The following is a 25,321-nucleotide window of genomic DNA, read 5'->3' as shown; positions in this document are numbered from 1 at the left end:
CGAGCCCAGCTCACTCCCGCCGAGCCCGAGCCCGAGCCCGAGCCCGAGGTCGAGTCCGGCCGTCAGCCCCGGGCCGTACCGTGCTCGACGCAGGTCGCCGACCATCCCGAGGGCAGCACCTGCACCTTCATCCGTCGCCGGCAGCGAGGGCAGAACCGGGGCGGCTCCAGCTCCCGGGCCGCCTGGCAGTCCGGGTGACTGCCGCCGTCGGCCGGCTCGCCACAGCGGTCGCACCACAGCTCGGTCGGGCTCGTCGCGTTTGTCATGCTCCGGGCGGTCCCGTCAGGTCGTGGTCGTGGTCGTGGTCGTGGTCGTGGTCGTGGTCGTGGTCGTGGTCGTGGTCGTGGTCGTGGTCGTCTACAGCGTCGCGGGTCGTCTACAGCGTCGCGGAGAGGGCCTTGACCGGCATCTTCAGCTCGTCGAGCAGGGCCAGGTCCTCGTTCGCCGGACGACCGAGGGTGGTCAGGTAGTTGCCGACGATGACCGCGTTGATCCCGCCGAGCAGGCCGTCCCGGGTACCGAGGTCGCCGAGGGTGATCTCGCGGCCGCCGGCGTACCGGAGAATGGTCCGGGGCATCGCGAGCCGGAAGGCGGCGATGGCCCGCAACGCGTCACGCGGCTCGACCACCGGCTGGTCGCCCATTGGCGTGCCCGGCCGGGGGTTGAGGAAGTTCAGCGGCACCTCGTGCGGATCCAGCTCGGCGAGCTGCGCGGCGAACTCGGCCCGCTGCTCGATCGTCTCGCCGAGGCCGAGGATGCCGCCGCAGCACACCTCCATGCCGGACTCGCGGACCATCTTCAGCGTCTCCCAGCGCTCCTCCCAGGAGTGCGTGGTGACCACGTTCGGGAAGTACGACCGGCAGGTCTCCAGGTTGTGGTTGTAGCGGTGCACACCCATCTCGACCAGCTCGTCGACCTGAGCCTGGCTCAGCATCCCGAGCGAGGCGGCGACCTGGATGTCCACCGCCGCCCGGATCGCGGCCACACCCTCGCGCATCTGCTTCATCAGCCGGTCGTCCGGGCCACGGACGGCGGCCACGATGCAGAACTCGGTGGCCCCGGTGGCGGCGGTCTGCCGGGCCGCCTCGACCAGCGACGGGATGTCCAGCCAGACCGAGCGGACCGGCGAGGCGAAGAGGCCGGACTGGGAGCAGAAGTGACAGTCCTCGGGGCAGCCGCCCGTCTTCAGCGAGACGATGCCCTCGACCTCGACCTCCGGGCCGCACCAGCGCATCCGTACCTCGTGGGCGAGCTGGAGGGCCGCGGGCAGCTGCTCGTCGGGCAGGCGCAGCACGGCGAGCACCCCGGCCTCGTCGAGACCGACACCGCCGTCGAGGACCTGGGTTCGTGCCCGGTCGAGGATGTCTGGCATGGGTCGTACCCTACAAGGCGGACGGCGCGTCGATATGGGCTGACCCGGCTCACCTGGCCGGATGGCCCGGGACCGGGCGGCCGGCTGCCTGTCCACCGGCCCGGCGGCCGGCTCGGCCCGGCGGCGGGTGGTATTTTCGCCGGTCGGGGCCGTCGTGCGGACGGTACGACCATGCGGATGCGTCCGTAGTATCCCGGCGCGGTGCCGGTCGTGGGGTCATGGTCGGTGCGCTGCCGGTCGTGAGGTCGTGGTCGGCAGGGTGCCGGCAGCGGTCGTGGTCGACGCCGGGTGGATGTCCCGCCGGACGGGCCGGCGATCGTGGTTTCGACATCGCCGGGAACGTGGACGCGGACCAACGTGGGGAGTGACGGTGTCGAGCTGGCTGGAGGTTCTGGACCGACGGGCACGGCTGCGGGCGAAAGCCGGCCTCAGCCGTCGGTTGCGATCGAGGGCCGCGACCGAGGATCTGCTCGACCTCGCCGGCAACGACTACCTGGGGCTGTCCCGGCACCCCGAGGTGACGGCCGCCGCAGCCGAGGCGTTGACCGGGTACGGCCTGGGCGCGACCGGCTCCCGACTGGTGCGCGGCTCCACCGAACCGCACCACGCCCTGGAGGCGGCCCTGGCCGACTGGCTGGGCGCCGGGCGGGCACTGGTCTTCTCCTCCGGCTACCTCGCCAACCTCGGTGCGGTACGCGCCCTGGTCCAGCCCCGCACCCTGCTGGTCGCCGACGCGCACAATCACGCCTCGCTGATCGACGGTTGCCGGCTGTCCGGCGCGGAGACGGTGGTCACGCCGCACCTCGACGTCGCCGCCGTCGAGGCGGCCCTGGCCGGAGCGCCAGGCCGACCGGCGGTGGTGGTCACCGAATCCGTCTTCTCGGTGGACGGTGACCTGGCCCCGCTCGCCGAACTGCACACGGTGGCCCGCCGGCACGGCGCGCTGCTGCTCGTTGACGACGCGCACGCGCTGGGGGTGCTCGGCCCGGACGGAGCGGGCGCGGTCGCCGCCGCCGGCCTGTCCGGCGCTTCCGACGTGGTGGTGACCGCGACCCTGTCCAAGGCGCTCGGCGGAGCCGGCGGCGTGGTGGCCGGACCGGCCGAGTTGGCCCGGCACATCGTCGACACCGGCCGGACCTTCATCTACGACACCGCGCTTCCCCCGGCGGTGGCCGCGGGAGTGCTCGCCGCGACCCGGCTGGCCCGGACCGGCGCGGGGCTGCGGGCCGAACTGGCCGAGCGGGCCGCCGCCGTGACCCGCCGGCTCGGCGCGGCCGGACTGGAGGTCTCCACCCCGACCGCCGGTGTGGTGTCGGTGACCGCGCCCGGCCCGGAGACGGCGGTGGCCTGGGCGGCCGACTGCCGGGACCGGGGTGTCGCGGTGGGCTGCTTCCGGCCACCATCGACACCGGACACCCGCTCCCGGCTCCGGCTGACCATCAACGTGGGTCTCGACCGCCACGACTTCGACCGGGCGCTCGACGTGATCGTGGAGTGTGCTCCGTGACGAGCGTGGCGTGGCGCGGCCCGATCCTGGTCACCGGAACCGACACCGACGTGGGCAAGACGATCGTCACCGCCGCGATCACCGCGGCCGCCCAGGCCGCCGGCCTGCGGGTCGCCGTGCTCAAACCCGGCCAGACCGGTACGGCGACCGGAGCCGTTCCGGACATCGACACCGTGAACCGGCTGGCCGCCCCGATGACCGCGCGCACCCTGGTCAGCTATCCCGAGCCGCTGGCCCCGCTCGCCGCGGCCCGGGTCGCGGAGGCGGAACCCCTGGAGCTGTACGCGGTGGCCGACGAGATCCGGGCCGAGGCGGACAAGCACGACCTGGTGTTGATCGAGGGTGCCGGCGGACTGCTGGTTCCGATGGGGCTGCGCCCGTCCGGCGAGGCGTGGACGTTCGCCGACCTGGCGGTGTCGATCGGTGCGCCGGCCGTGGTGGTCACCCGGGCCGGACTGGGCACGCTCAACCACACCGCACTCACCCTGGAGGCGCTGGACCGGCGGGCGGTGCCGGCCGGCGTGGTCCTCGGTGCCTGGCCAGCCGAACCCGAGCTGGTGCACTGGGCCAATCTCACCGAACTGGTTCCGAACATGGTCGGCGCGCTGCCGGACGGCGCCGGGACGATGGAACCGGGCGTGTTCCGCCGCTCCGCGCCGGGCTGGCTCACCCCGGCCCTGTACGGCGTCCTGGACGACTGGCGGACCTGGGCCGAAGAGGTCAGCTGAGTCCCGGGCGGCGCATCTGTCGGCTGTGCTCCCGGCGGCGTGTCTGTCGTTCCTGTCGGCTGAGTTCCGGCCGGCGTGTCTGTCGTTCCTGGCGGCCGAGTTTCCGGCGGTGCGCCTGGCGCGGCTACAGGTGGGTCGCCGCCGAGACGTCGGGTTTCGTCTCGACCAGGCCGTACCGCAGCATCCGGTCGGCGAAGAACTCCAGGGACTCGACGTCGACCCGGGTGCCCCAGACCGGGATGTTCACCTTCGGGGCGAGGTCCGCCCGGACGTTCGCGACGGCGGGCAACGCGGTCCGATACTCCTCCGGGTTGGCGGTGATGTGCGCGGCGGTCCGGGCGGCAGCCTCCTGGAACGCCCGCACGATTCCCGGATTGGCCTTGATGTAACTCTCGGACGCCGAGTAGGTACCGACGGCGAGGTTGGGCTTCGCCTCGACGTAGGGGCGGAACACCACCCGGGTGGCCTGGCTGGCCGCGATGGTGGCGAAGGGCTCGATCACCAGGGCGGCGTCCACCCGATGCTGGGTGATCGCCGGCAGCATCTCCGGAAAGCCCAGTTCCAGGAACTTGAGCGACTTCGGGTCCGCGCCCGCCTCCTCCAGGGACGCCTTCAGCACGATCTCGCTGACGTTGGTGAGCGTGTTGACCGCCACCGTCCGACCCGCCAGGTCGGCGATGGACCTGATCGGCGAGTTCTCGGCGACGATGACCGCCGAGAAGTCCTTCGCGGGATCGGCGCCGACCGAGGTACCCGGGGCGATGATCTGCACGGGTACGCCTCGGCTGCGCGCCAGCAGCATGGATACCGCGTTCGATCCGCCGATCGCCAGATCACCGGAGACGAGTCCGGGGACGATCGCGGCACCGCCCTGTTGCCGGACGAGTTCGACGTTGAGGCCACGCTCGGCGAAGAAGCCCTTCTGGATCCCGAACGCCAGGAACGACGCGGGTGCCCCTTCGATGTCGCCGACCTTGATGCTGACCGGCTTCTCCCGGCTCGGTCCGTCGGCGGAAGCCGGGGTGGACGGCCCCGAATCGCCGCAGCCGGCCAACGACACGGCCAGGACGAGGACGGCGCCGTTCCGGACGATTCTGCTGATGGTGCTGTGCATCGGAGCCTCCGCTCGGGCTTGGAGGTCAGGAACCCGGCGGGCGTTCCGCTGCGCCGGGACGCGGCACCGGAGAAGTCGATCGTGCGGCGCAGGGCAGGCCGTCGGCGCGGTCACCTGCTTGGCGGTCATCGAGTGGCGGGGCTGCGGGGTGCCAGCGGGAACGGTGGCCCCTCGCCGGTACGGAGCAGAACGTCCGGAATATCTATCGGCGTTTCTGAATCTTAACAGCAGAGCGGCAAGCTCAATACCTCTCATCGCCTCTCTTCGCCTCTTCGGCAGGGGGACTCTCCGTCGTACCGGGACTCTCCGTCGTACCGGGGACACTCCGTCGTACCGGAACTTTCGTCGCCCCGGGCCCCGCCGGCCGCGCCGTCGTCGCGCCGATCTCCGGAATCCCCTCCCGGAGTCCCTGACTTTCGGCAGTAACGCGCAGGTCGCGAGGCTTGTAGCCTGGGCCGGGTGATGGCCTGGGCGCTCGGGATGTTGCGGCGGCGAGGCGGGCTTGTCGACGCGGCGCTCGGCCGTCGGGACCGGATCCTCGACGCGATGCTGTGGGCCGTGCTCTCCGCGCCGATCGTCCTGGCGCTGGCAACCCCGCCGCACTCGCCGTGGTACGTGGTCCGGCTGGCCGGTTCGGTGCTCCTGCTCGCGGTCGCGGTGCTGGCGAGCCGGCGGGCGCCGCTGTTCTCACTCGTGCTGGTCGTGCTTCCGACCGCCTTCGACGGCAACTTCATGTTCGCCATTCCGGTCTTCAGCTATCTGGTGGGGCTGCGCGAACGCCGGGCCGGGCCGGTGGGGTCCACCTTTGCCGTGATCGCGCTCGGCGGTACCGTGCTGAACCTCGGCCTGCTCGGCACCGCCGCCGAGGTCTGGTTCCTCCTTGCCAGCACGCTGCTGGGCGGCGGTGTGTTCCCCTGGCTCGTCGGCCGGTACCACCGGCAGCACCGGGCGCTGGTGCTGGCCGGCTGGGAGCAGGCCGGGCTGTTGGAACGCGAGCAGCAGGGCGCCGCCGAGCGCATCCGGATGCGGGAGCGGGCCCGGATCGCCCAGGACATGCACGACTCGCTGGGACACGACCTGAGCCTGATCGCGCTGCGGGCGGGCGCCCTGGAGGTGGCGCCCGAACTTGACGAGCGGCACCGGCTGGCGGCCGGGGAGCTGCGGGTCAGTGTCGCCCTGGCGACCGACCGGCTGCGGCAGGTCATCGGGGTGCTCCGGGACGACGCCGAGCCGGCGCCGATCCGGCCGGCGGGGGAGAGCGTCGGCGACCTGGTCGAGCGCGCCCGAGCCGCCGGAATGTCGGTACGCCTGCTCACCGACCAGAACCCGGCACCGGCACCGGCACCGGCACCGGCACCGGCACCGGCACCGGCACCGGCACCGGCACCGGCACCGGTCGGGCAGGATCCGGCCTCGGTGCCGGAGGGGGCGGATGGTGCGGTGCCGCCGATGGTCGGGCGGGCAATCTGCCGGGTGGTGCAGGAAGCGTTGACCAACGCGACCCGGCACGCCCCGGGTGCCGCGGTGACGGTCTCGCTGACCCATTCCCCGGACCGGACCTCGGTACGGGTGGTGAACGACCCGCCACCGGCCGGGCCACTTCCCGGGCCACGGACGGCCGGGTCCGGCCTGGTCGGGCTGCGCGAGCGGGTGCGGCTGGCCGGTGGCAGCCTGCGGGCTGGCCCCCAGGGACGTGGTTTCGAGGTGCTTGCCGAGCTGCCACACGCCACCGAACCGGCGTACGGGGCCGAGTCGGCGTATCCGGCCGGGCAGGGCGGAGCCGGGTACGCCGAGTTGGGGGCCCCGCCGTTCGGACCATCGGACGTGGACGGGCTGGCAACCCCGGAACCGGGAGCCCTCGGTACCGCTCACCGGCTGCGTCACGCCCGGCGGCGGGTCCGGCGCAGCCTGGTGGCGGCGGTGACCGTACCGGCCGCGATCGGGGTGCTGCTGGTGCTCGCGTACTACCCGATCGCGTCCTTCGGGGCGGTGCTCGACTCCGAGCGGTACGACCAGATTCGGGTGGGGCAGGACCGCGCCGAACTGCGTGGCCTGCTGCCGCAGCGGCAGGTCGCCGAACCGGAGGACGCGGCCGGTCGCCCGGTGCCGAGCGGGGCCGCGTGCGAGTTCTACTCCGACGGCGGTTTTCCGCTCGGGCAGACCGTCTACCAGCTCTGCTTCCTGGACGGGCAACTCGTGGTCAAGTACCGCCTCGCGGGCTGAGTCGCCGGCCCGCACCGGCACCGTCGCACGGCGCTGACCGTAGCCTCCCGGTACCCGCCCGCGACAGACGATCTATCCGTGACGACAAGGAGCTCAGAGTGATACCCGTCCTGCTGGCCGACGACGAGGCGATGATCCGGGCCGGGGTTCGGGCCATCCTGGCCACCGACCCCGAGATCGAGGTGGTGGCCGAGGCCGCCGACGGGCGCAGCGCGGTGGAACTGGTCCGGGCCCATCGGCCCCGGGTGGCCCTGCTGGACATCCGGATGCCCCGGCTCGACGGGCTCGCCGCCGGGGCGCAGATTCGCCAGCTGGTTCCGGAGACAGCGGTGATCATGCTGACCACCTTCGGCGAGGATGACTACATCGCTCGGGCGCTCGGCGAGGGAATGAGCGGCTTCCTGCTCAAGTCCGGCGACCCACGGGAGTTGATCGCCGGAGTGCGGGCGGTGGCCGACGGCGCGGCGTACCTGTCGCCGGAGGTCGCCCGGCGGGTGATCGAACTCGGCGGTGGGCTGCTGGCCCGGGGCCCGGCCGCCCGGGACCGGATCGAGGCGCTCACCGAGCGGGAGCGGGAGGTACTGGCCCTGGTCGGTGCGGGGCTCTCCAACGCCGAGATCGGTCGGCGCCTGTTCCTGGTGGAGGGCACCGTGAAGAGCTACCTGAGCAGCATCTTCACCCGGCTCGGCGTCCGCAACCGGGTGCAGGCGGCGATCATCGCGTACGAAGCCGGCCTGACGGCCTGACACAGGTGTTAAGAAGGGCCCCTTCCTCTACAAAAAGCGATAAGAAGGGGCCCTTCCTTGCGTTTGTCAGGCGTCGCGGCGGCGGAGTGCCGTGTGTCCGGCGAGCAGCGCCGTGAGCGCCCAGCCGAGGAGTAGGAGGAGGCCCACGGTTGGTGGGTACGGGGCGGCGTCGGTGTCGGCGCGGAGGAAGTGCATGCCGGCGCTGCCCGGGAAGGTGTCGGCGATGGTGTTGAGGGCCGCCAGGTCGGGCAGGCGGAGGGTGGTCGGGACGATTACCAGGGTCAGGAAGACCGTGACCAGGGTGCCGACCGCCCCGCGCAGCGCCGCGCCGAGGCCGAGGGTGAAGACGCTGACCAACGCCAGGTACGCGCCGAGTCCGAGCACGTCGCCCAGCGTCTCGGCGGCGTCGAACCGCCCCCACGTCCCGAGTACGGGTGCCGCGACGGCGGCGCCGAGCCCGCCGAGCAGGACGCCGACGCCGAAGGTGACCCCGGCGACCACGGTGGTCTTGGCCAGCAGCAGACGCCAACGTGACGGGGTCCACTGCAGGCTCGGCCGGATCGTTCCGGTGCTGTACTCGGCGGTGATGACGAGCAGGGCGAGCGCGAGCACGGCGAACTGGGTCAGTTCGACGGCGTCGATCGCGATCCGGCCGACGGCCACCACGCCCCTGTCGTCGGCGGGTTCGGTGTTGGTGTTGCCGTTCTGGACGTAGATGGCGAGTTGCCCGGCGGTGGCGGCCATCAGCAGCACGCTGGCGAGGAGGCTCCACCAGACCGAGCGCACCGACCACAGTTTGGTCCACTCGCTGGCGATGGCTCCGGGCAGTCCGCCGCCGGAGTGCGGGCGTGCGGTCGTACGGGCCGGGGTGGGGGAGACGATGCTGCTCATCGGGCCTCGATCCGGGCGTGGTCGGTGGGGTGGGCGGCGGTCGTACCGACGAACTCCAGGCTGCCGCCGGTGAGTTCGAGGTACGCCTGCTCCAGGGACGCCTCCCGGGCGCTCAGTTCGTGCAGTCGTACGCCGAGTTCGTGGGCCAGGTCGCCGACCTCGGCCACCGTCGTACCGGTGATCACCAGTTCGTCGTCGCCGACCGGCTCGATCGCGAGGTGCCGGGCAGCCAGTCGGTCCCGCAGCCGGACCAGTGCGCCCGGCTCGGGGCTGCGGACCCGTACCGCCGTCAGCGAACTGCCCGCGATCACCTCGCCGATCGGCGCGTCGGCGATGAGCCGGCCCCGGCCGATCACCACGAGTTGGTCGGCGGTGAGCTGCACCTCGCTCATCAGGTGGCTGGAGACGAAGACCGTACGTCCCTCGGCGGCCAGTGACCGCATCAGTTCGCGGATCCAGCGCACCCCGTCCGGGTCGAGCCCGTTCACCGGCTCGTCGAACATCAGCACTCCCGGATCGCCGAGCAGTGCCCCGGCGATGCCCAGCCGCTGCCCCATTCCGAGCGAGAAGGCGCCGGCCCGCTTGCCGGCCACCTCGGTCAGTCCCACCGTGGCGAGTACCTCGTCCACCCGGCGGGCCGGAATGCCGTTGCTGCGGGCCATCGCCAGCAGGTGTGCCCGGGGCGTCCGGCCCGGATGTACGGCTCGGGCGTCGAGCAGCGCGCCGACGGCCCGGAGCGGATGCCGGAGCGTCGCGTAGGGCCGTCCGTCGACGAGTGCGGTTCCGGCGTCCGGCTGGTCCAGGCCGAGAATCATCCGCATCGTGGTGGACTTGCCGGCGCCGTTCGGGCCGAGGAAGCCGGTGACCCGACCGGCGGCGATGTTCAGGGACAGGTTGTCGACCGCCGTCGTGGCGCCGAAGCGCTTGGTCAGTTCGGTTAGCGTGATCATGGATCCTTCCGGTGTTTCGCGACTCGCCGATCCGGGACACGGGCCGACTCGTGCACCGACAGTAGGAATCCAGGTGGGGCGACGCAGCGGACGAACGGGGGCGCGGAACCCTGACTTTCGTCAACTCCAGCCGAGCCTGGGGCCCGGCGACTCCACCTGACCCGGCGCGGGCCCGGTCGGTCCGCCCGGATGGGCGACGGCGTTCCTGGCGCCCCGGGGTCCGCCGGATCCGCTCGCCCGGCGTGTCCGGTTTCGGGCCACCGTCCCGGCGGGGTCGTAGGCTAGGGTCCGTCCGGGGAGCGGTGGGTGCTGGAGGTCGTCTGTCATGCAGCAGGTCGAGGCGGGTTCTCCGGTGCCGGAGGCGGAAGCGGTGACCGGGCGGACCCGGTGGTATCCCCGGGTCATCGCCCTGGCCCTGGTGATCCTCGTGGTGGACCAGCTCACCAAGCTCTGGGCCACCTCCACGCTCTCCGACGGCCGGTCCGTCCCGGTGCTCGGTGACCTGCTCAGCCTGCGGTTGCTCTACAACCCGGGCGCGGCGTTCTCGATCGGCACCGGAGTCACCTGGATCTTCACGATCATCGCCGCCGTCGCCGTCGCCGCGATCACCCGGGCGGCCTGGAAGGTGCGGACCGGCGCCTGGGCGCTCGCCCTCGGCCTGGTTCTGGGCGGCGCCACGACCCACCTGCTCGACCGGCTGTTCCGGGAGCCCGGATTCGCCCGGGGCCACGTCGTCGACTTCATCGACTACGCCGGCTTCTTCGTCGGCAACGTCGCCGACATCAGCCTTGTCGTCGGCGGCGGGTTGATCGTCTGGCTATACCTGCGCGGTGTCGGCCTCGACGGCCGGCGCGGCGACGGGTAGCCCGGTCCGGCGTACCCGGGCCAGCCCGATCACGGTGCCGAGCCCGGCGACGGCAAGGGTGATCATCGCCCAGCCGATCGCGGCCGGCCCGAACACGCCGACGGCCAGTCCGATGGCCGGCGGCAGCGCGATACCGCCGACCATCGACAGGGCGACGACGGTCGGGGTCAGCGCGGGGCGGTGCTGGGCGAGCCAGGCCAACCCGGTGGGGAAGAGCGGGCCGACCGCGACGCCCAGCAGCGCGTAGGCGATCGGTGCCAACCCGTCGAGCAGGGTGGCGGCTGCGGCGAGCACGGTCAGCCCGGTGCAGGCGATCACGATCGTCCGCGCCGAGAAGTGGCGGCAGAGCGGCACGACCGCGAAGCGCGATGCGGTGAACGCCAACCAGAAGCCCGAGGTGGCGGTCGCGGCCGTCGACTCCGACAGCCCGGTCGCGATCAGGTGGGTGGTCTCCCAGCCGGCCGCACCGGTCTCCAGTCCGACATGCAGCATGAAGAACAGCAGGAACCCCAGCGAGACCGCTCCGCCGAGCGGAGCGAGCCAGCGCCGCTGGCCGATGGCCCGCCGGGCCGGGCGGTTCGGTACCGGTGCGGGTCGGGCTCCGGACGCGGTACGCAGCGCCGGCCCGGCCAGCACCGCCAGCAGGGCACAGCCGACGAACGACCAGCCGTACCCGGGCAGCAGTCCGATCGCGATCGGCCCGGCGACGGCACCGACGCCGAAGCAGCCGTGCAGCAGATTGAGCATGCCGTGGCCGCTCTCCGCGTACACCTCGGTGAAGACCTGGTTGACGCCGCCGTCGATGCCGCCGAAGCCGACCCCCGCGACGAAGGCGGCGACCAGGGCCAGTGGCCAGACCGGGGCGAGCGGAAAGGCCACGCAACCCACCGCGACCCCGACGAGTGACCAGCTCATGAAGCGACCGTCGGCCATGCCGAACCGCCGGGCGAGGGGCATCGCCAGGACACCGATGATCGCGCCCGCGAAGTGCACGCTCAGTGCGGTGGCCGCCCCAGCGGCGGTGATCCCGTGTTCCGTCCGCAACTGTGGGATGGCCGGACCGTACAGCGCCTGCTGTAGGCCGATCATCGCGAACGCGGTGACCGCGCCGAACACCGCCACCGGGCGCAGCCGGTGCGGCGCGGGTCGTACTCCGACGGTCACGCGAGCACGACCTGGACACCGGCGTCACGCAGCGCGGCCACCAGTTCGGTGTCCGCGCCGTCGTCGGTGACGAGTACGTCGGCGAGCTGCACCGGCCCGATCCGGGCGAAGGTGACCCGACCGAGCTTGGTCGAGTCGGCCACCACCACCCGGCGGCGGGACGCGGCGATGGCGGCCCGTTTGACGCGTACGTCGTCGGGGTTGAAGTCGGTGAGCCCGGTGCCGCTGTCGACACCCCCGACCGAGATCACGAAGGTGTCGAAGCGCAGCTCGTCGAAGATCCGTTCGGCGAGTGGTCCGACGAAGCACTGTTCTCCGGGGCGTACGTCTCCGCCGGCGGCGATGAGCCGGATCCCGGATTCGTCGGCGAGTTCCGTGGTGGCCGGGACACTCAGCGCGCAGACGGTCAGTTGCCGGCGCCCGCGCAGTGCCCGGGCGGTGGCCAGCGCGGTCGTGCCGGCGTCGAGCACCACCGTCTCGTTGGCGCCGACCAGCGCCGCCGCGGCGACTCCGATCCGGGCCTTGAGGTCCGCCCGCTGGTGCATGCGTACGGCGAACGGCGGCTCGTAGCTTCCCGAGACCGTGCTCACCGCGCCGCCGTGTACCCGTTGGAGCAGTCCGTCCCGTTCGAGCAGTTCCAGGTCGCGGCGGGTGGTCATCTCCGATACGCCGGCCCGGGCGCTCAGTTCGGCGACCGTCACCCGGCCATGGGTCAGCAACAGCTCCACGATCGCCTGGTGCCGTTCTTGAACAGACATGTGTGCGATTAAAACACTAAAGTTGTTCGGATGCCAAGATCTTTTGTTCGCCTCGCCTCTGCGTGGCGCGGCGGGCGACGACGAACGCGTCGGGCATCCGGAACGAGAGGTTGTCCGGGCACCAGGGCGCCCGCAGCACCGTGACGCCGGAGAGCAGCGCGGCGGTCTCGGCCACCACCACCGCGGCCTCCATCCGGGAGAGCTGGGCGCCGACGCAGCGGTGCGCGCCGGCCCCGAACGCGAGATGGCGCCGGGAGCCGCGCTGACCGGGGGAGAACAGCTCCGGCTCGGCGACCACCTCGGGATCGCGGCCGGCGCGGGCCAGCCAGAGTACGACGCTGGTCCCCTCCGGCACGGCGGTGCCGGCCAGCACGGTGTCCCGGGCGGCCACCCGGCGCCAGGTGACGATCGGCGGCTCCAGGCGCAGGCCCTCCTCCACCACGTCGTCGACGTCGACGGTGCCGGCGCCCAGTCCGGCGAGCACCTCCGGCGTTCCGGCCAGCCGGTGCAGCAGCAGGGTGAGGAACTGTGACGTCGTCTCCTGGCCGGCGACCAGCAGGAAGAACAGTGCTCCCACCACGACCTCCGGCGGATGCCCGGCGGCCCGGAGCCGGCCGACCAGCCCGGCACCGGTGCCCGCGAACTCCCGCAGTACGGCGTGGAACCGGCCGACGACGTCCGCCAGGACGCGCTGCCGCGCGGGATCGACCGGGGCCCAGAACAACTCCAGGGCGGCCCGGGTGAACTCCTTCACCACCTCGGCCGGCGCCTCCGGCAGGTCGACGAGCCGGGCCAGGACCAGCAGCGGCAGGTCGGCCGCGAGGTCGGCGTACAGGTCGACGGGTTGTCCCGCGTCGAGCGCGGCGCCGAGCCGGCCGACCCGCTCCCGCACGACGGCGGTCAGCCAGGGCCGCTGTTCGGCGACCCGCCGCGGATGCAGGGCCTCGGCGACGATGCCCCGGATCGCGGGATGACTGGGCCCGCCGTTGTTGGCCAGCGTGGGGGGCAGCCGGAAACCGTGCCCGGCGAGCACCCGGAGCGCGGCGACCGGGATCGGGGTCATCGCGTCCAGCGCGTTGTCCGGACGGAACGTCCCGGGATCGGCGAGCACCTGGCGGACCAGGGCATGCCGGGTCACCACCAGGTGGTCGACCCCGACGTGGTCGGGTAGCACCACGACGTCCGGCCACGACCGCTCGACCGACTCCTGCCAACTCCGGAACAGCACCCGACCACGCTAACCAGCGCGTTGCTCGCGACCGGCACCGCCCGTTCCGGAGGTGATCTGGGTCAGTTCCCAGACCCGGCTGTGCTTCACCCGGACGCTCTCCAGCGCCGGCGACACCGGTATGTCGTATCCGGCCAGCGGTCGGAACCGGTCCCGGGGCAGGTACGCCCGATCCGGGTCGCCGACCAGCACCCGGGCGCCGCCGCGCGCCGCGCGGATCAGGAACCGGAGCACCCGGTTGGCCATCGCCTTGCTGTAGAAGACGTCCCCGGCCAGCACGACCTGCGCGTCGCCGGCATCGCCGTCGAGAATGTCGCCGATCTCGCCCTCGACGACCACCTCGTTGGCCCGGGCGTTCACCTCGACGGCCGCGACCGCCATCCGGTCGGTGTCGACCGCCCGGACCCGGGTGGCGCCGGCCCTGGCGGCGGCGACCGCCACCAGTCCGGACCCGGAGGCCAGGTCGAGTACGCGCCGTCCGGCCACCGTCTCCGGATGGTCCAGCACGTACCGGGCCAGCGCCTGCCCGCCGGCCCAGGCGAAGGCCCAGAACGGCGGTGGCTGCTCGCTGCGGAACTCGCCCTCGGTCAACTCCCAGAGGCCGATCGGCTCGGCCGCCTGGTGGAGCCGGATCTCCGGTACGGCGGCGACCGGGCTCAACTGGGCGTAGGTTCGGACGAACTCCGCCGGGGTCTCGGACACAACCGCGCATTCTGCCCGGTCACCGGGCGGTGCCGCCCGGCGCCCCGGGTTACTACCGCTTGCGGGCCACCCCGCAGTACTGGTTGACGTCGATGTCGGGATCGTCCGGTCCGGGCCGCCAGCGGGAACAGGGAACGACGCCGGGCGACAGCAGGTCCAGCCCGTCGAAGAAGCGGGCGATCTCGGCCGAGCTGCGGTAAACGATCTTCGGTGTGCCGTGCTCGTTCCAGAAGGAGACGATGTTGTCCGCCTCGGCCCGGTTGATGTCGTGGCAGCCGTGCGCGATGGCGAGGTAGCTGCCCGACGGCACCGCGTCGACGAGTTCCCGGACGACCTCCCGGGCCCGTTCGTCGTCGAGGATGAAGTGCATGATGCCGAGCAGGGTGATCGCGACGGGTTGGTCGAAGTCCAGGGTGCGCCGCGCCTCGCGCAGGATCGTCTCGGGATCGTTCAGATCGGCCTGGACGTAGTTGGTGGCGCCCTCGGCGCTGCTGGCGAGCAGGGCACGGGCGTGGACCAGCACCAGTGGGTCGTTGTCGACGTAGACGATCCGGGACTCCGGGGCGATCGACTGGGCGACCTGGTGGGTGTTGTCCGCGGTGGGCAGCCCGGTGCCGATGTCGAGAATCTGCCGGATGCCCTCGTCCGCGACCAGGTGCCGGACCATCCGTCCCAGGAAGGCCCGGTCCGCGACCGCCAGGTCGATGATCGACGGCAGCCGCCTGGCGATCTCGTCGCCGGCCGCCCGGTCCGGAGCGAAGTTGTCCTTGCCGCCGAGCCAGTAGTTCCACAACCGCGCCGAGTGCGGCACCGTCGTGTCCAATGTGGGCAGTACCGGATCGTTTGTCACGAGGGCCGTCTTCCTGTCACACCAACGGGTCTGTGGCCCCGAATCCTCGCACACGACGGCGCCGACGCCGGTGGGTATCCGGGCGGCGATCGCCGTTCCGATCCGGCGTGTCGGAGGTGATGGGTAACCGGTTCACCACTACGCGTCAAAAGCACCCTCTTCATTGCAGAAAGGTGCTGATACGCCACTCTTCCGCTCGGCCGACGCCGCCCATAGCGTCGGCCATGCGCGCATTTTCGGGGCGCGACCATGGACAGACGCGGCGGAAGGCTGGTGGTGACGGTGGTGCGGTTCGCGATCCGGCTCGGAACCGTGCTGGTGTGCGCGACGGGCTGGGCCGCCCTGCCGGCGGTACCGGCCGGGGCCGCACCGGGGTTCAACACCGCGATCACGGAACTGCCCGGCCGGTTCGTCGCCGGTCGGGGCGCCGAGACCGTCCGGGCGGTGATCTCCACCACCCTCGACGGCGACTGCCTGAAGGTGCGTTGGTCCCTGGTACTGCGGCTACAGGGCGTACGGCCGAACCAGGTCGAGGTGGACCGGATCGAGACCGGATCGTTCCCGGTCGAGGTGCGGGCCGAGGGGAACGGCGCCCGGCTCACCGACCGGCAACTGGACCCGGGGTCGCTGTGCCCGAATCGGACCGTCACCGCCCAGTACCGGATTGCCGTGGACGACGCCGCACCTAACGGCCGGATCACCCTCGCCGTCGAGGCGTTCGACGCCGGAGGGCGGCTGCTCGACCGGGGCAGCGCCACCCGGGACGTGACCGGGTCGGCACAGAACCGGCGGCGTACGCCCACTCCGAAGCCGACCCGGCCGAGCCCGACCGAGGCGACGCCGACCGAGACCGTGGAGACCGAGGCGGCGGACGACGAGTCGCCGGTCCTGGCGGAGGGGTCGGGCGACGACGGGTACGGCGAGGGCGGCGGCGCCGACTCGGATGCCGAGCGGTCCAGTGCCGCCAACGGGAGCGGCATCGGGCTGACCCAGGTCGGGTTCGTCGGCGGCGGGGTGCTGCTCTTCCTCGGTGTCGGCCTGCTGCTCCGGCTCCGCAGCCGGGACCGGTCGACGGCGGAGACGGCGTCCGCACCCGTCGCTGCGTACCGGCGCGGTCGACCCCGCTACCCGGCCAGCTACCAGACGCCGGCCACGGCGGGGCACCGCCGGGTGCGGGACGCCCGTGGTTCGTCGGACTGGTGACGGCGGGAGATACACGAGGCACCGCCGCCCGGCCCGGAGATGATCCCGGGTCGGACGGCGGTGGTCCTACCTGCCGGTCCGGCCGTCTACCTGCCGAACGCCTGGAACTCCGCGATCCGGACCTGGGTTCGGGCCGGGCTGGCGGTGGTGCAGTCGGTGGTCGTCGCCGGGTCGTTGTCCTGCTCACCGGCGTAGTGCGGGCCGCCGGTGCACTGGCTGTCCAGCACCTGGAGCCGCAGGTGCGTGGCGACCGTCTTCGGGATGTCGAACGACCGGAGGTTGATGTCCCGGGAGTACGCCCGGTACGCCCCGCCCGGGAACGCGTCCGACCGGCTGGTGTAGACCCGCCGGTAGTTCGCGTCCACCGTGCAGTCGACCCTCGTCGCGTCACACGCCAGTACGGCGAACGACCGCAGCGCGGACAGCGAGTTCTGGCTGCCCGGGTCCGGATCCGTGGTGATCGTCGGTCGCAGCATCGCGCTGACGTTCACCCGCCGTACGGTCTGCGGCCGGTCCCCGGCGAGGTCGACGGTGACCTGCTTGCCGGCCACCCCGTCCAGGGACGCCCAGTTGGTCGCCTCGGTGTCGTCGACGACCTGCTCGGTGTTGACGCCGTCCCCGGAGACCGCCGCGCCCGAGGCGGACGAGGCGAGGTTGCGGTCCAGTTCCAACTCCAGCGTCTGTGGCCGGTCGCCGCTCCGGCCCCAGCCGGACCTGAACTCCTTGCTGAACCGGGTGTGCCCGAACCCGGGTGCGACGGCCACGAACGAGAACTTCGTGTTCGGTACCACCTCGAAGGTGTCCGGCAGCGGGGTGGCCGGGTCGGTGTCCGCGACCGGTACGGCCCGGGCCTCGTACTCGCCGAGGTAGAGCCGGATCGGCGCGTCCCGGCTCTCGCCGTCGGCCCGGAGCGTCACGGTGACGTTGCGGGCGTGCGGCGACGCGAAGCTCGGGGTCGGGTCGGTGTCCGCGGCGCCGTTGGTGACGGCGTCCCGGCCCAGGCCGGAGGTGGCGAAGGCGTTCCAGATGATGTCCTGGTTGGCCCCGTCGAACCGGAGCTGGTCGGCGGCGAGCATGTTGTCCCGCATGTCGATCATGCTGACCGAGCTGGCGGCCTGGAGCAGGTACGAGTCGAAGACGAGCTGTGACCAGCGCCGGTTGCCGGGGCACTTCTCGACCGCGACCTTGCCGTTCGCGCAGTCGAGCTGCCGGGACGGCGTGCCCTGGCCGTACCGCTTGACCAGGGCGGAGCGTACCCGGAAGTTGGTCGCGCCCCAGATCTCGCCGTCGGCGTGCACCGCCGGTCCGGCGACGTTGTAGCCGATGTCGGAGTAGTTCAGCGGGCTGCGGCTGAGATCGTAGTTCCGGATTCCGCTCTCGGTGTTGCCGGTGACGTACGCGCCGGTGATGAACGGCGTCTTGCCCGGGTTCCGCAGGTTGTGCTGGAAGAGGTACTCCGCCCCCATCAGGTCGCCCCAGGACTCGCCCATCGCACCGCCCTGGTGCCCGGTGATGCCGCTGTTCGGACCGCCGATCATGCGGTTGGTGACGGCGTGCATGTACTCGTGCCCGATCACCGTCATGTCGTAGTCACCGTCCACGCAGGGCGGGTACGGGCCACCGGCGGCGGGCTGCCACAGGTACATGTTGGTGCTCGGCGGAAGGCCGTCACGCGGGGTGCTCTGGTTGGCGTTGTTCCGGTTGCCGCTCAGCGCACCCTGCTGGGCCCGGCCCTGCTCGGCGTCGCCGCCGAGGCCGTCGGGGGTGAGGTTGACCGCCTGGAGGTTCCAGGCCGCCTCGTCGAAGCCCAGCCGGTAGGCCCAGTCGTGCATCCGGTTGTGCATGGCGAACAGGTTGGCGATCGCCGCGTCGGCGTCGTTGTCGGTCTCGCCGGCGAAGACCGCCGGGTCGCACTTCGAGGTCCGCCACGGGTCGGTGAACGGGTAGACGTAGTCCCGGGTCGGGCTCTCGGTCATCGGTACGGCGGGAGTGCCCCCGCCCCAGGAGACGACGGTGTTCGCCGCGTTGCCCCGGGAGGTGTAGGTCGGCTCCCCGGTGTCGAGGTCGACGTCCCAGGCCTGGCCGCTGTTCGGGTCGCGGACCGTACGCTCGCAGCCGCGCTCCCAGGTCAGGCACCAGATCACCCGGGCGTCCCGGCCGGGCCTGGTCGAGCTGGGCGGGGTGGCCGGGAAGACGGCCCAGTTCGGGTTGTCCGAGTCGAAGTCGACCAAGTCCTCGCGGACCAGCACCTCGCTGCGGATCCCGTCCACGAACGTGGTGAACGCGGTCGGGTGGTCGGTGTCGCTGGAGATCAGGGTGACCTCCCAGGCGGCCCGGGGAGCGGCGTCGGGGACGGGCACCGCGACCTGCCGGATGTCCCGGCTGGCCACCTTGTCGGCGGTCAGGCCGGCATCGGCCAGCGCGACCGCGTACGCCTGGTCGGCGGAGATGGCGGCCGGCTGTGGTGTGCCGGTGTTGCGGGAGAGCGAGGAGCTGACGTTGACCACATTTCCCTTGGAGACCGCGATGCTGACCAGGCCGTCGTAGCCGGCGGGCAGGTCACCGAAGCGCTGCCGCAGGGTCACCACGGCGCCGGAACCGATCGGCTTGACCAGCAGCCGTTCCAGGCCGGCGACGGCCGCCTCGTCGAGCCCGAAGAGTTCGGAGTTGCGGAGCAGGTACTGCCGGGCCGCCGTCTCCGGGTCGGCGGAAAGGCCGCTGGCGAGCGGGCCGTCCGTGGCCGTGAGGGCGTGCGGGGTGCCCAGGGCGTTCCAGCGGACCGCACCGTCGACCTGGACCGCCAGGCTGCGCTGCCGGGCGTTCGGTGCGGCGGCGCCGTCCCGGTTGTCCAGGTCCCGGGGGGCGTGGCTGCCCCCGAACGACTCCGGGTGCTCACCCGGCTGGACCTGGCCGCCGGACGTGTCGGCGGGTGCCGCGCTGGCGGTGGTGGCGCCGGGCAGCAGGGCGGCGGCCACCACGGCCGCCATCAGCGCGGGTACGCCACGCCGTCGGTTCCGGATCGTGGGTCTCCATCCGGGTTGTGGCAAGGGGTCCTCCTTGGTCGAGGTACGGGACTGCACGACGAGGCCGACCGGTCCGGTCGACCCGGCTCGGGCGCAAAGTTGGATCATGAGCGCGTGTAGATACGTGAATATCAGCGGCGGGTACCGAAGGCAAGGATTCGTCGGGTACAGAGGGCCGGGCAGGTTCCGTTCGTATAACGGTTCGCTCTCCTCCGCCGTGCTCGGGAGCGTTGTGGCAGGTCCGGGTGGTTCTCGATGCCGGCCGGTCTCTTGACAAGCGGCCCGCGTCACACCTAGCGTCCGGTTCTGTTGGATCGTTTCAGTTCTGTTCCCCGCACCATCACCAACTGCCATTACCGCCCCCGCGACCTGGTCCACGTCGAGTAGGAACCTCGCCCCGCCGCCATGGGCGTCTCACGCCCGCTCAGGCAAGCGGTTTCCTACGGACTCCAGCGCCAATTGGACGCCAGGCGCCATCGGAAAGGGAGAACGTCCATGGTGTACACCCGGCGCCTACGCCGAACGGCGAGGTTCGCCACCCTCGCCGCGGCAGCGCTGCTTGTCCTGCCGTTGGCCGCCTGTGGCGGTGACGACGAAGCCTCGGACGGCCCGGTCACCCTCGACTTCACCTGGTGGGGAAACGAGGACCGGGCCAAGGTGACCGAGCAGGCCATCGACCTGTTCGAGAAGAAGTACCCGAACATCAAGGTGAACACCTCGTTCGGCGCCTTCGACGCGTACTTCCAGAAGCTCTCCACCCAGATCGCCGGTGGAGACGCACCGGACGTCGTGCAGATGGACCGCGCCTACCTGCGGGAGTACGCCGACCGCAACGCGCTGCGCGACCTCACCGAGTACGTCGAGGACGGCACCCTCTCGGTCGCCGACCTCACCCAGACGCTGGTACCGGCCGGCAAGGTCGGTGACGCGACGTACGCGATCCCGATCGCCCAGAACACCCAGGGGGTCGTCTACGACCCGGCACTCTGGCAGAAGGCCGGCGTGGCCGCGCCGACGCCGGAGTGGACCTGGCAGGACATGGCCGCCGCCGGGCAGAAGCTGAGCCAGGCCAGCGGCGGCAAGGTGGCCGGCTTCGGCGACTTCGGCTTCGCCATCGACTGGTTCGACATCTGGCTGCGCCAGCGGGACAAGGCGATCTACACCGACGACGGCAAGCTCGGCTTCACCGAGGCGGAGCTGACCGAGTTCTGGACGATGACCGGCCAGATGCGCGAGACCGGCGCGCTGGCACCGCCGGCGCTGACCACCCAGCTCGACGGCTCGATCACGAACTCGTCGCTGATCAAGAAGGGCGTCACCGCCGAGGTCAACTACGACTCCGGCTTCACCGGCATGGTCAGTGCCTACGGTGCGCCGCTGGCGATCGCGCCGATGCCGAGCGACACCCCCAAGCGCGGGATGATCGCCGCGATGTCCATGGCCTACAGCGTGGCGCAGCGCAGCGAGCACCCGAAGGAGGCGGCGACGCTGGTCAACTTCCTGATCAACGACGTCGAGGCCGGCAAGGTGCTGGCGGTGTCCCGGGGCATGCCGGCGAACGCCAAGGTCCGGGACTCGATCGCGCCGAGCCTGGCCGAGAACGACAAGAAGGTCTACGAGTTCGAGAGCTCGGTAGTGGACAAGCTGCTGCCGACGCCCCCGCCGCAGCCCAAGGGCGGTGGTGCGGTGAAGGCCGAGTTCCAGCGGATCTACGACGAGGTCATCTTCAAGCGGATCCCGGTGGCCGAGGGCGCCAAGCGCGTGATCACCGAGGCGAAGAGCCAGCTCGGCTGAGTCCGTCCCCGGCGTAGTCGACCACCGCTCCTCGGCGCGGTCGATCTCTGCCACCGGCGAACCGCACGGCGTGCCCCGTCCGACTCGGACGGGGCACGCCGCGTCATGACGTGCCGGGGGCGGCTCCTCGGCGCAGACCCGTCGGCGCGGGCCGGACCGCGAAGACGTGCGCCGGAGCCGGCGGTAGGTGGCCGACCGCGAGCACCGCACCGTCCGGCCCCGCGCGAACCGGCAGCACGGTCCCGGCGGCCGGGCCGACCAGGCGGACCTGGGCGTCGGATTCGAGGACCAGCCCGGGAACGCACAGCTCCGGACCGGGATCGCCGAGCACGATGCCGTAGAGGAGGTCGTCCCGGCGGGTGAACCGGACCGGTACCCCGGCGGTGGTGACCGCCTCCGCCGTGTGCCAGGGCCGGGTGCCGTAGATCGCCTCGCCGTGCCCGGCCAGCCACCGGCCGACCTCGCCGAGCACGGCCCGTTGCGCCCCGGGAACGGTCCCCTGGTCGTCCGGCGTGACTCCGAGCAGCAGGTTGCCGTTCTTGCTCACCACGTCGGCGAGCAGCCGGACCACGTCGGTGGCGGTGAGCAGGTGATCCGATGTTTCCTGCCGATTCCAGCCGAACGACAGCCCGAGCGCCCGGACCGTCTCCCAACTCTCCGGGTCGATACCGGCCCGGCGGGCGTACTCCGGGGTGTGCACGTCACACTCGTCGACCTGGAACCGGTCGTTGACCACACCGTCCGGCACCGCCACGCGGTAGGCGGCGATCAGCCGGTGCGGCTCGCCGGCCGGCGGGTACCCGATGTCGTTCCAGAGCACGCTCGGCCGGTACCGGTCGATCAACTCGTGCCAGTGCGCGTCGGCGTACCGGGCGTACTCGACCGAGTCCGGGATGCTCGCCGGCACGTCGACCATGCGCCGGATCGGCAGCTTGCCGAAGGTCCAGTCCAGCCCGCCGGAGTAGTAGAGCCCGTACCGCAGCCCGCGCCCGCGCACCGCGGCACCGAGTTCACCGATCACGTCCCGCCGGGTCTGCCAGTGCGGCAGGTACGGGTTCGGCCGGGTGGACGGCCACAGCAGGTAGCCGTCGTGGTGCTTGGTGGTCGGTACGACGTACCGGGCCCCGGCGTCCGCGCACAACTCGGCCCACGGCTCCGGGTCCCACCGCCGTACCGCCGCGGTGAACTCGGACCGGAAGTCGGCGTACGGCCGATCGCCGTAGGTCCGGCGGTGGTACGCCCGGGTCGGGCCGTCCAGCAGGTAGCTGTTCTGGTACCACTCGGCGTACGAGTGCCGGGCCAGCGGATCCACCGTGGACGGCTCGACCGGTTCCGCGAGTCCGGCGCCGAGCAGCCGCACGACCTCGTCGTCGAGCGGCGCCCAGCCGGGGACCGAGTAGAGGCCCCAATGGATCATGATGCCGAACTTGGCGTCCCGATACCACGCCGGTGTCTCGGATGCCGGCCGCATGGTCAGTCGATCTCCAGCCGGATCGCGTCGTACGCCGCCTCGTTGCCCAGCTCCGGTGGGGTGTCCTCGTTGATCGCCAGGACGATCTCGTTGCCGGTCCGCCGGAGCACCCCCGCGTCGAACCGGAACGCCCGTCGGTAGTGCCGCCCCGCGCAGGCGCTGCGGTAGGTGGCTCCCCGGGCGTCGTCGGGTTCGAAGGTCCAGACCAGCCGGGTGTCGTTGACGTGAATGGTCAGGTTGCTCGGCAGCGGCGGGACGTCCCGGGCGGTGTCCATCGCCCAGGCGGCGAGCGCGATGGTCAGCGTCGCGGTCGCCCCGGGCCGGACCGGCCGGTCGAGGTCGAAACGGATCCGCCAGGGCGCCACCGGTTCCCCGTCGATCCGCTGGAACTGGAGGTAGTTCCAGTCGTCGTCACCGCTGCGGCCGACCGTGTAGACCACTCCGTCCGGGAAGTCCGCCGCGAAGAAGCGGGAGGTGCCCCACTGGCGGAACTCCGTGCCCCGCCGGAACTCGGCCGAGGTGCGGTCGGGCGTGCCGAGCTGGAACACGGTCCGGCCGTTCTGGACGGGCCGCCAGTGCAGCTGCCCGAGGTCGACGCGGCCGCCCTCGGGCACCACGACGTCGTCGCGGACGAACTCGTCCCAGCTGCCGGGGCGGTAGACGGTGAGCCGGTAGGTGCCCGGACGGACGTCACCGAGCCGGAAGCCGCCGCCGGGGTTGACGTCGGCCCAGTAGGCGTAGCCGAGCGCGGTGCGCTGGAAGTCCAGCCGGTTGTCCGACAGCACCGCGACCGCGCCGCCGCAGTGCGGCTGGCCCGGCACCCGGACCCGGCCGGTCACCGTGGACCGGCGCGCGCTCGGCGTCCAGCCCGGCAGGCCCAGCCGGTCGTAGAACTCCCGGTGGGCGTCGAACCGCGCGTACCGCAGCGCCTCCGCCCGCATCCGTGCCGGGTCGTCGCCCTGGCTGAGGTAGACGAAGTACGGCCCGTACGTCTTCTCCCAGGACTGCCCGGCGCCGACCCGTACCGGTGGCGAGCCGTAGTGCGTCGCCTGCGGCTCGACCAGCAGCACCGGCCGGCTGGTCGTCTGGTGCAGCGTCAGGTCCTGTCGGACCGGACCGCCGTTGAACGCCTCCCGGTTGGGCTGTACGGCCCAGATGCCGTACCCGTTGCCGTAGAGGCCGTGCACCACGTGGTCCTTGACGTAGGTGGCCCAGTCGTACTTGGTGTAGTAGCGCCGGGGGTACGCCGAGTCGAGGCCGGCCAGGTCGTGCGTGGCGTCCATGATCATCGGAGCGGCGGTCAGCTCCGCCGGGGTGGGCATCCGGGCCGCTCCGGCCCGCCAGGCATCGCCGATCGGGTCGTCCTCGACACTGACCTCGGTGAACAGCTCGGGATCCAGGTAGAAGACGTAGCGGTGCTGGTCGGAACGGAAACCGTGCAGCTCGGGCGGATGCCGGAAGACGGTGGCCAGATGGATGCCGGGCTCACCGGCCCGGATGACGTGGTGACGCTCCAGCCAGAACGGTCCACCGTTGGTGGGGCTGTACCGGAAGGCGATGTCGACGAAGTCCGCGCCGCGCAGGATCTCGTACGTGTTGGCGGTCGGTGGGAGGGGCAGTGGGTCGCCCTCCTGGGCATTGTTCATGTCGTAGTTGCCGCGCCCGCCGACGCCGAGCAGTTCCTGACCGTGCAGCCTGAGCGAGGTGAGCCGGCTTGCGCTGGTCTTGCTGACGGTGATCCGCACCGGGCCGTTGTCGACCACGATCTCGGTCTCCGTCTCGACGACCTCGCAGGTGGTCGCGCCCGGACCGGGATCCGCTCCGGACCGGGGCGGAACGGCACCGGCGGCCGAGGCGGCGCCGCCGATCCCGCCGCTGAGGGCGCCGACGGCGGATGCCGCACCGAGCCGGTGGAAGTCTCTGCGCGCGATCACGAATCCTCCTGGTGAGCTGCGTCGGGGTGGCTGGCCAATGGTCGGCCCGGGCACGCGGAGCACCTGGCGGGCGGCACCGCCGGCTTCTGGTGGGCGGAGGCCAACCGGACCGCCGGGTGGCCGAGAACGTCACCGCAGGGCTTGAAACGAATCAATCGGTTCCTCGACGCTATGGCGGCACGCCGACGCCTGTCAAGGGATCGGCGGCTCAGACATCCGATGTCTGGCGATCCTGCCTCCGGTCGGCCGGATCCGGCCACGGCTGCCAGCGTTCTGCTGCTGAACGCCGGCGGTCGCGGCAGCCCCGGCAGGACCGATGTGTTGCCGGTCCTGCCGGGGCTGGATGGAAAGTGTCGGGACGGTGTGCTGCCAGTGTGCGGCGAACGGCTAACCTGGCGAACGGCGAGGGCCGGACCAGCCGCTTTCTGGTCCGGCCCTCGCCGTCGTACTGGGGTGTTGCGGCTCAGAGCACGCCGTCGGCGAGCAGGTTGGTCCCGCCCAGGTCGCTGACGCCGCCGACCAGGCCGGTGACGCTGCCCAGCGTGCCGTCGACGGTGCCGGTCACGCCACCCACGGTGCCGCTCAGGTCGCTGGTGTCGGCCAGATCGGTCACGCCGCCGAGGGTGCCGCCCAGGTCGCCGGTGACGCCGTCCAGGCCAACGCCACCCAGCGTGCCGTCGACGGTGCCGGTGACGCCGCCCAGCGTGCCGTCGAGGTCGGTGACGGAGCCGAGGTCCGCGACGCTGCCCAGGTCGGTGACGGTGCCGGTGACGCCGCCGACCGTGCCGTCGAGGTCGG

Annotated in this window: 21 protein-coding genes; 7 read left to right on the top strand and 14 right to left on the bottom strand. The window is 72.0% G+C overall.

The annotated features are described in order from the left end of the window. Positions 1-62: 62 nt before the first annotated feature. Together bsaP and bioB are read right to left on the bottom strand one after the other, a co-directional pair. On the bottom strand, positions 63-266 hold the full coding sequence (gene bsaP / locus ACFP2T_RS12510; RefSeq protein ID WP_377420984.1) for a biotin synthase auxiliary protein BsaP: 204 nt from the start codon (positions 264-266) through the stop codon (positions 63-65). 110 nt (positions 267-376) lie between these two features. Further along, the gene (gene bioB, locus ACFP2T_RS12505; protein WP_377420982.1) at positions 377-1,372 is read right to left on the bottom strand and encodes a biotin synthase BioB; all 996 of its coding nucleotides are present in this window, start codon (positions 1,370-1,372) and stop codon (positions 377-379) included. A gap of 370 nt (positions 1,373-1,742) precedes the next feature. Between bioB and ACFP2T_RS12500 the strand changes: the two genes are divergently transcribed. Further along, complete coding sequence (locus tag ACFP2T_RS12500; protein WP_377420980.1) at positions 1,743-2,879, top strand: 8-amino-7-oxononanoate synthase; 1,137 nt, start codon at positions 1,743-1,745, stop codon at positions 2,877-2,879. A gap of 23 nt (positions 2,880-2,902) precedes the next feature. Next, positions 2,903-3,607, top strand: a complete 705-nt coding sequence (gene bioD, locus ACFP2T_RS12495; RefSeq protein ID WP_377422750.1) for a dethiobiotin synthase — start codon at positions 2,903-2,905, stop codon at positions 3,605-3,607. A 124-nt stretch (positions 3,608-3,731) separates the two neighbouring features. Here the strand turns inward: bioD and ACFP2T_RS12490 are convergent, their stop codons facing one another. Continuing rightward, positions 3,732-4,721, bottom strand: coding sequence for an ABC transporter substrate-binding protein (locus ACFP2T_RS12490; protein ID WP_377420978.1), 990 nt, complete (start codon positions 4,719-4,721; stop codon positions 3,732-3,734). A gap of 462 nt (positions 4,722-5,183) precedes the next feature. Here ACFP2T_RS12490 and ACFP2T_RS12485 point away from each other — a divergent pair, with 462 nt between their 5' ends. Together ACFP2T_RS12485 and ACFP2T_RS12480 are read left to right on the top strand one after the other, a co-directional pair. Continuing rightward, positions 5,184-6,944, top strand: coding sequence for a sensor histidine kinase (locus ACFP2T_RS12485; protein WP_377422747.1), 1,761 nt, complete (start codon positions 5,184-5,186; stop codon positions 6,942-6,944). Positions 6,945-7,042: 98 nt separating this feature from the next. Continuing rightward, the gene (locus ACFP2T_RS12480; RefSeq protein WP_377420976.1) at positions 7,043-7,690 is read left to right on the top strand and encodes a response regulator; all 648 of its coding nucleotides are present in this window, start codon (positions 7,043-7,045) and stop codon (positions 7,688-7,690) included. A 66-nt stretch (positions 7,691-7,756) separates the two neighbouring features. Here the strand turns inward: ACFP2T_RS12480 and ACFP2T_RS12475 are convergent, their stop codons facing one another. Both ACFP2T_RS12475 and ACFP2T_RS12470 read right to left on the bottom strand, forming a co-directional pair. Beyond that, positions 7,757-8,581 carry an ABC transporter permease gene (locus ACFP2T_RS12475; RefSeq protein ID WP_377420974.1) on the bottom strand — a complete coding sequence of 275 codons (825 nt, stop codon included), beginning with the start codon at positions 8,579-8,581 and terminating at the stop codon, positions 7,757-7,759. Next, entirely contained in the window at positions 8,578-9,531 is a 954-nt protein-coding gene (locus ACFP2T_RS12470) for an ABC transporter ATP-binding protein (RefSeq protein ID WP_377420972.1), read from the bottom strand. The genes ACFP2T_RS12475 and ACFP2T_RS12470 overlap by 4 nt, the downstream gene beginning before the upstream one ends. Positions 9,532-9,856: 325 nt before the next feature. Here ACFP2T_RS12470 and ACFP2T_RS12465 point away from each other — a divergent pair, with 325 nt between their 5' ends. Beyond that, positions 9,857-10,396, top strand: coding sequence for a signal peptidase II (locus ACFP2T_RS12465; protein WP_377420970.1), 540 nt, complete (start codon positions 9,857-9,859; stop codon positions 10,394-10,396). Here the strand turns inward: ACFP2T_RS12465 and ACFP2T_RS12460 are convergent. Genes ACFP2T_RS12460 through ACFP2T_RS12440 form a run of 5 tightly spaced genes read right to left on the bottom strand, consistent with a single transcriptional unit; the run spans position 10,349 to position 15,098 of the window. Further along, entirely contained in the window at positions 10,349-11,560 is a 1,212-nt protein-coding gene (locus ACFP2T_RS12460; protein WP_377420968.1) for an MFS transporter, read from the bottom strand. The two genes, ACFP2T_RS12465 and ACFP2T_RS12460, sit on opposite strands and share 48 nt — an antisense overlap. Next, positions 11,557-12,318, bottom strand: a complete 762-nt coding sequence (locus ACFP2T_RS12455) for a DeoR/GlpR family DNA-binding transcription regulator (RefSeq protein ID WP_377420966.1) — start codon at positions 12,316-12,318, stop codon at positions 11,557-11,559. The genes ACFP2T_RS12460 and ACFP2T_RS12455 overlap by 4 nt, the downstream gene beginning before the upstream one ends. Positions 12,319-12,334: 16 nt before the next feature. Then, positions 12,335-13,546 carry a cytochrome P450 gene (locus ACFP2T_RS12450; RefSeq protein ID WP_377420964.1) on the bottom strand — a complete coding sequence of 404 codons (1,212 nt, stop codon included), beginning with the start codon at positions 13,544-13,546 and terminating at the stop codon, positions 12,335-12,337. 9 nt (positions 13,547-13,555) lie between these two features. After that, positions 13,556-14,248: a class I SAM-dependent methyltransferase gene (locus ACFP2T_RS12445; protein WP_377420962.1), complete on the bottom strand. Its 693-nt coding sequence runs from the start codon at positions 14,246-14,248 to the stop codon at positions 13,556-13,558. Between the two features lie 52 nt (positions 14,249-14,300). Next, positions 14,301-15,098 (bottom strand): SAM-dependent methyltransferase, encoded by a 798-nt coding sequence (locus ACFP2T_RS12440; RefSeq protein ID WP_377420960.1) that lies wholly within the window; start codon positions 15,096-15,098, stop codon positions 14,301-14,303. A gap of 249 nt (positions 15,099-15,347) precedes the next feature. Here ACFP2T_RS12440 and ACFP2T_RS12435 point away from each other — a divergent pair, with 249 nt between their 5' ends. Continuing rightward, positions 15,348-16,301 (top strand): hypothetical protein, encoded by a 954-nt coding sequence (locus tag ACFP2T_RS12435; protein ID WP_377420958.1) that lies wholly within the window; start codon positions 15,348-15,350, stop codon positions 16,299-16,301. An 86-nt stretch (positions 16,302-16,387) separates the two neighbouring features. Here the strand turns inward: ACFP2T_RS12435 and ACFP2T_RS12430 are convergent, their stop codons facing one another. Then, positions 16,388-19,348, bottom strand: a complete 2,961-nt coding sequence (locus ACFP2T_RS12430; RefSeq protein ID WP_377420956.1) for a M36 family metallopeptidase — start codon at positions 19,346-19,348, stop codon at positions 16,388-16,390. Positions 19,349-19,819: 471 nt separating this feature from the next. Between ACFP2T_RS12430 and ACFP2T_RS12425 the strand changes: the two genes are divergently transcribed. Beyond that, positions 19,820-21,118: an ABC transporter substrate-binding protein gene (locus ACFP2T_RS12425; RefSeq protein ID WP_377420955.1), complete on the top strand. Its 1,299-nt coding sequence runs from the start codon at positions 19,820-19,822 to the stop codon at positions 21,116-21,118. Between the two features lie 103 nt (positions 21,119-21,221). Here ACFP2T_RS12425 and ACFP2T_RS12420 read toward each other — a convergent pair whose 3' ends face one another. The 3 genes from ACFP2T_RS12420 to ACFP2T_RS12410 form a co-directional block, all read right to left on the bottom strand. Beyond that, on the bottom strand, positions 21,222-22,589 hold the full coding sequence (locus ACFP2T_RS12420; RefSeq protein ID WP_377420953.1) for an alpha-L-fucosidase: 1,368 nt from the start codon (positions 22,587-22,589) through the stop codon (positions 21,222-21,224). Positions 22,590-22,591: 2 nt separating this feature from the next. Continuing rightward, complete coding sequence (locus ACFP2T_RS12415; protein ID WP_377420951.1) at positions 22,592-24,523, bottom strand: polysaccharide lyase family protein; 1,932 nt, start codon at positions 24,521-24,523, stop codon at positions 22,592-22,594. Positions 24,524-24,986: 463 nt separating this feature from the next. Continuing rightward, positions 24,987-25,321, bottom strand: a 335-nt coding sequence (locus ACFP2T_RS12410; protein WP_377420949.1) for a hypothetical protein, incomplete at its 5' end; no start/stop codon positions are given.

Origin of the sequence: Plantactinospora solaniradicis (genome assembly GCF_042658085.1) — a bacterium.
GTDB lineage: Bacteria > Actinomycetota > Actinomycetes > Mycobacteriales > Micromonosporaceae > Plantactinospora > Plantactinospora solaniradicis.
This window is presented reverse-complemented; position numbering and strand designations above follow the sequence as displayed.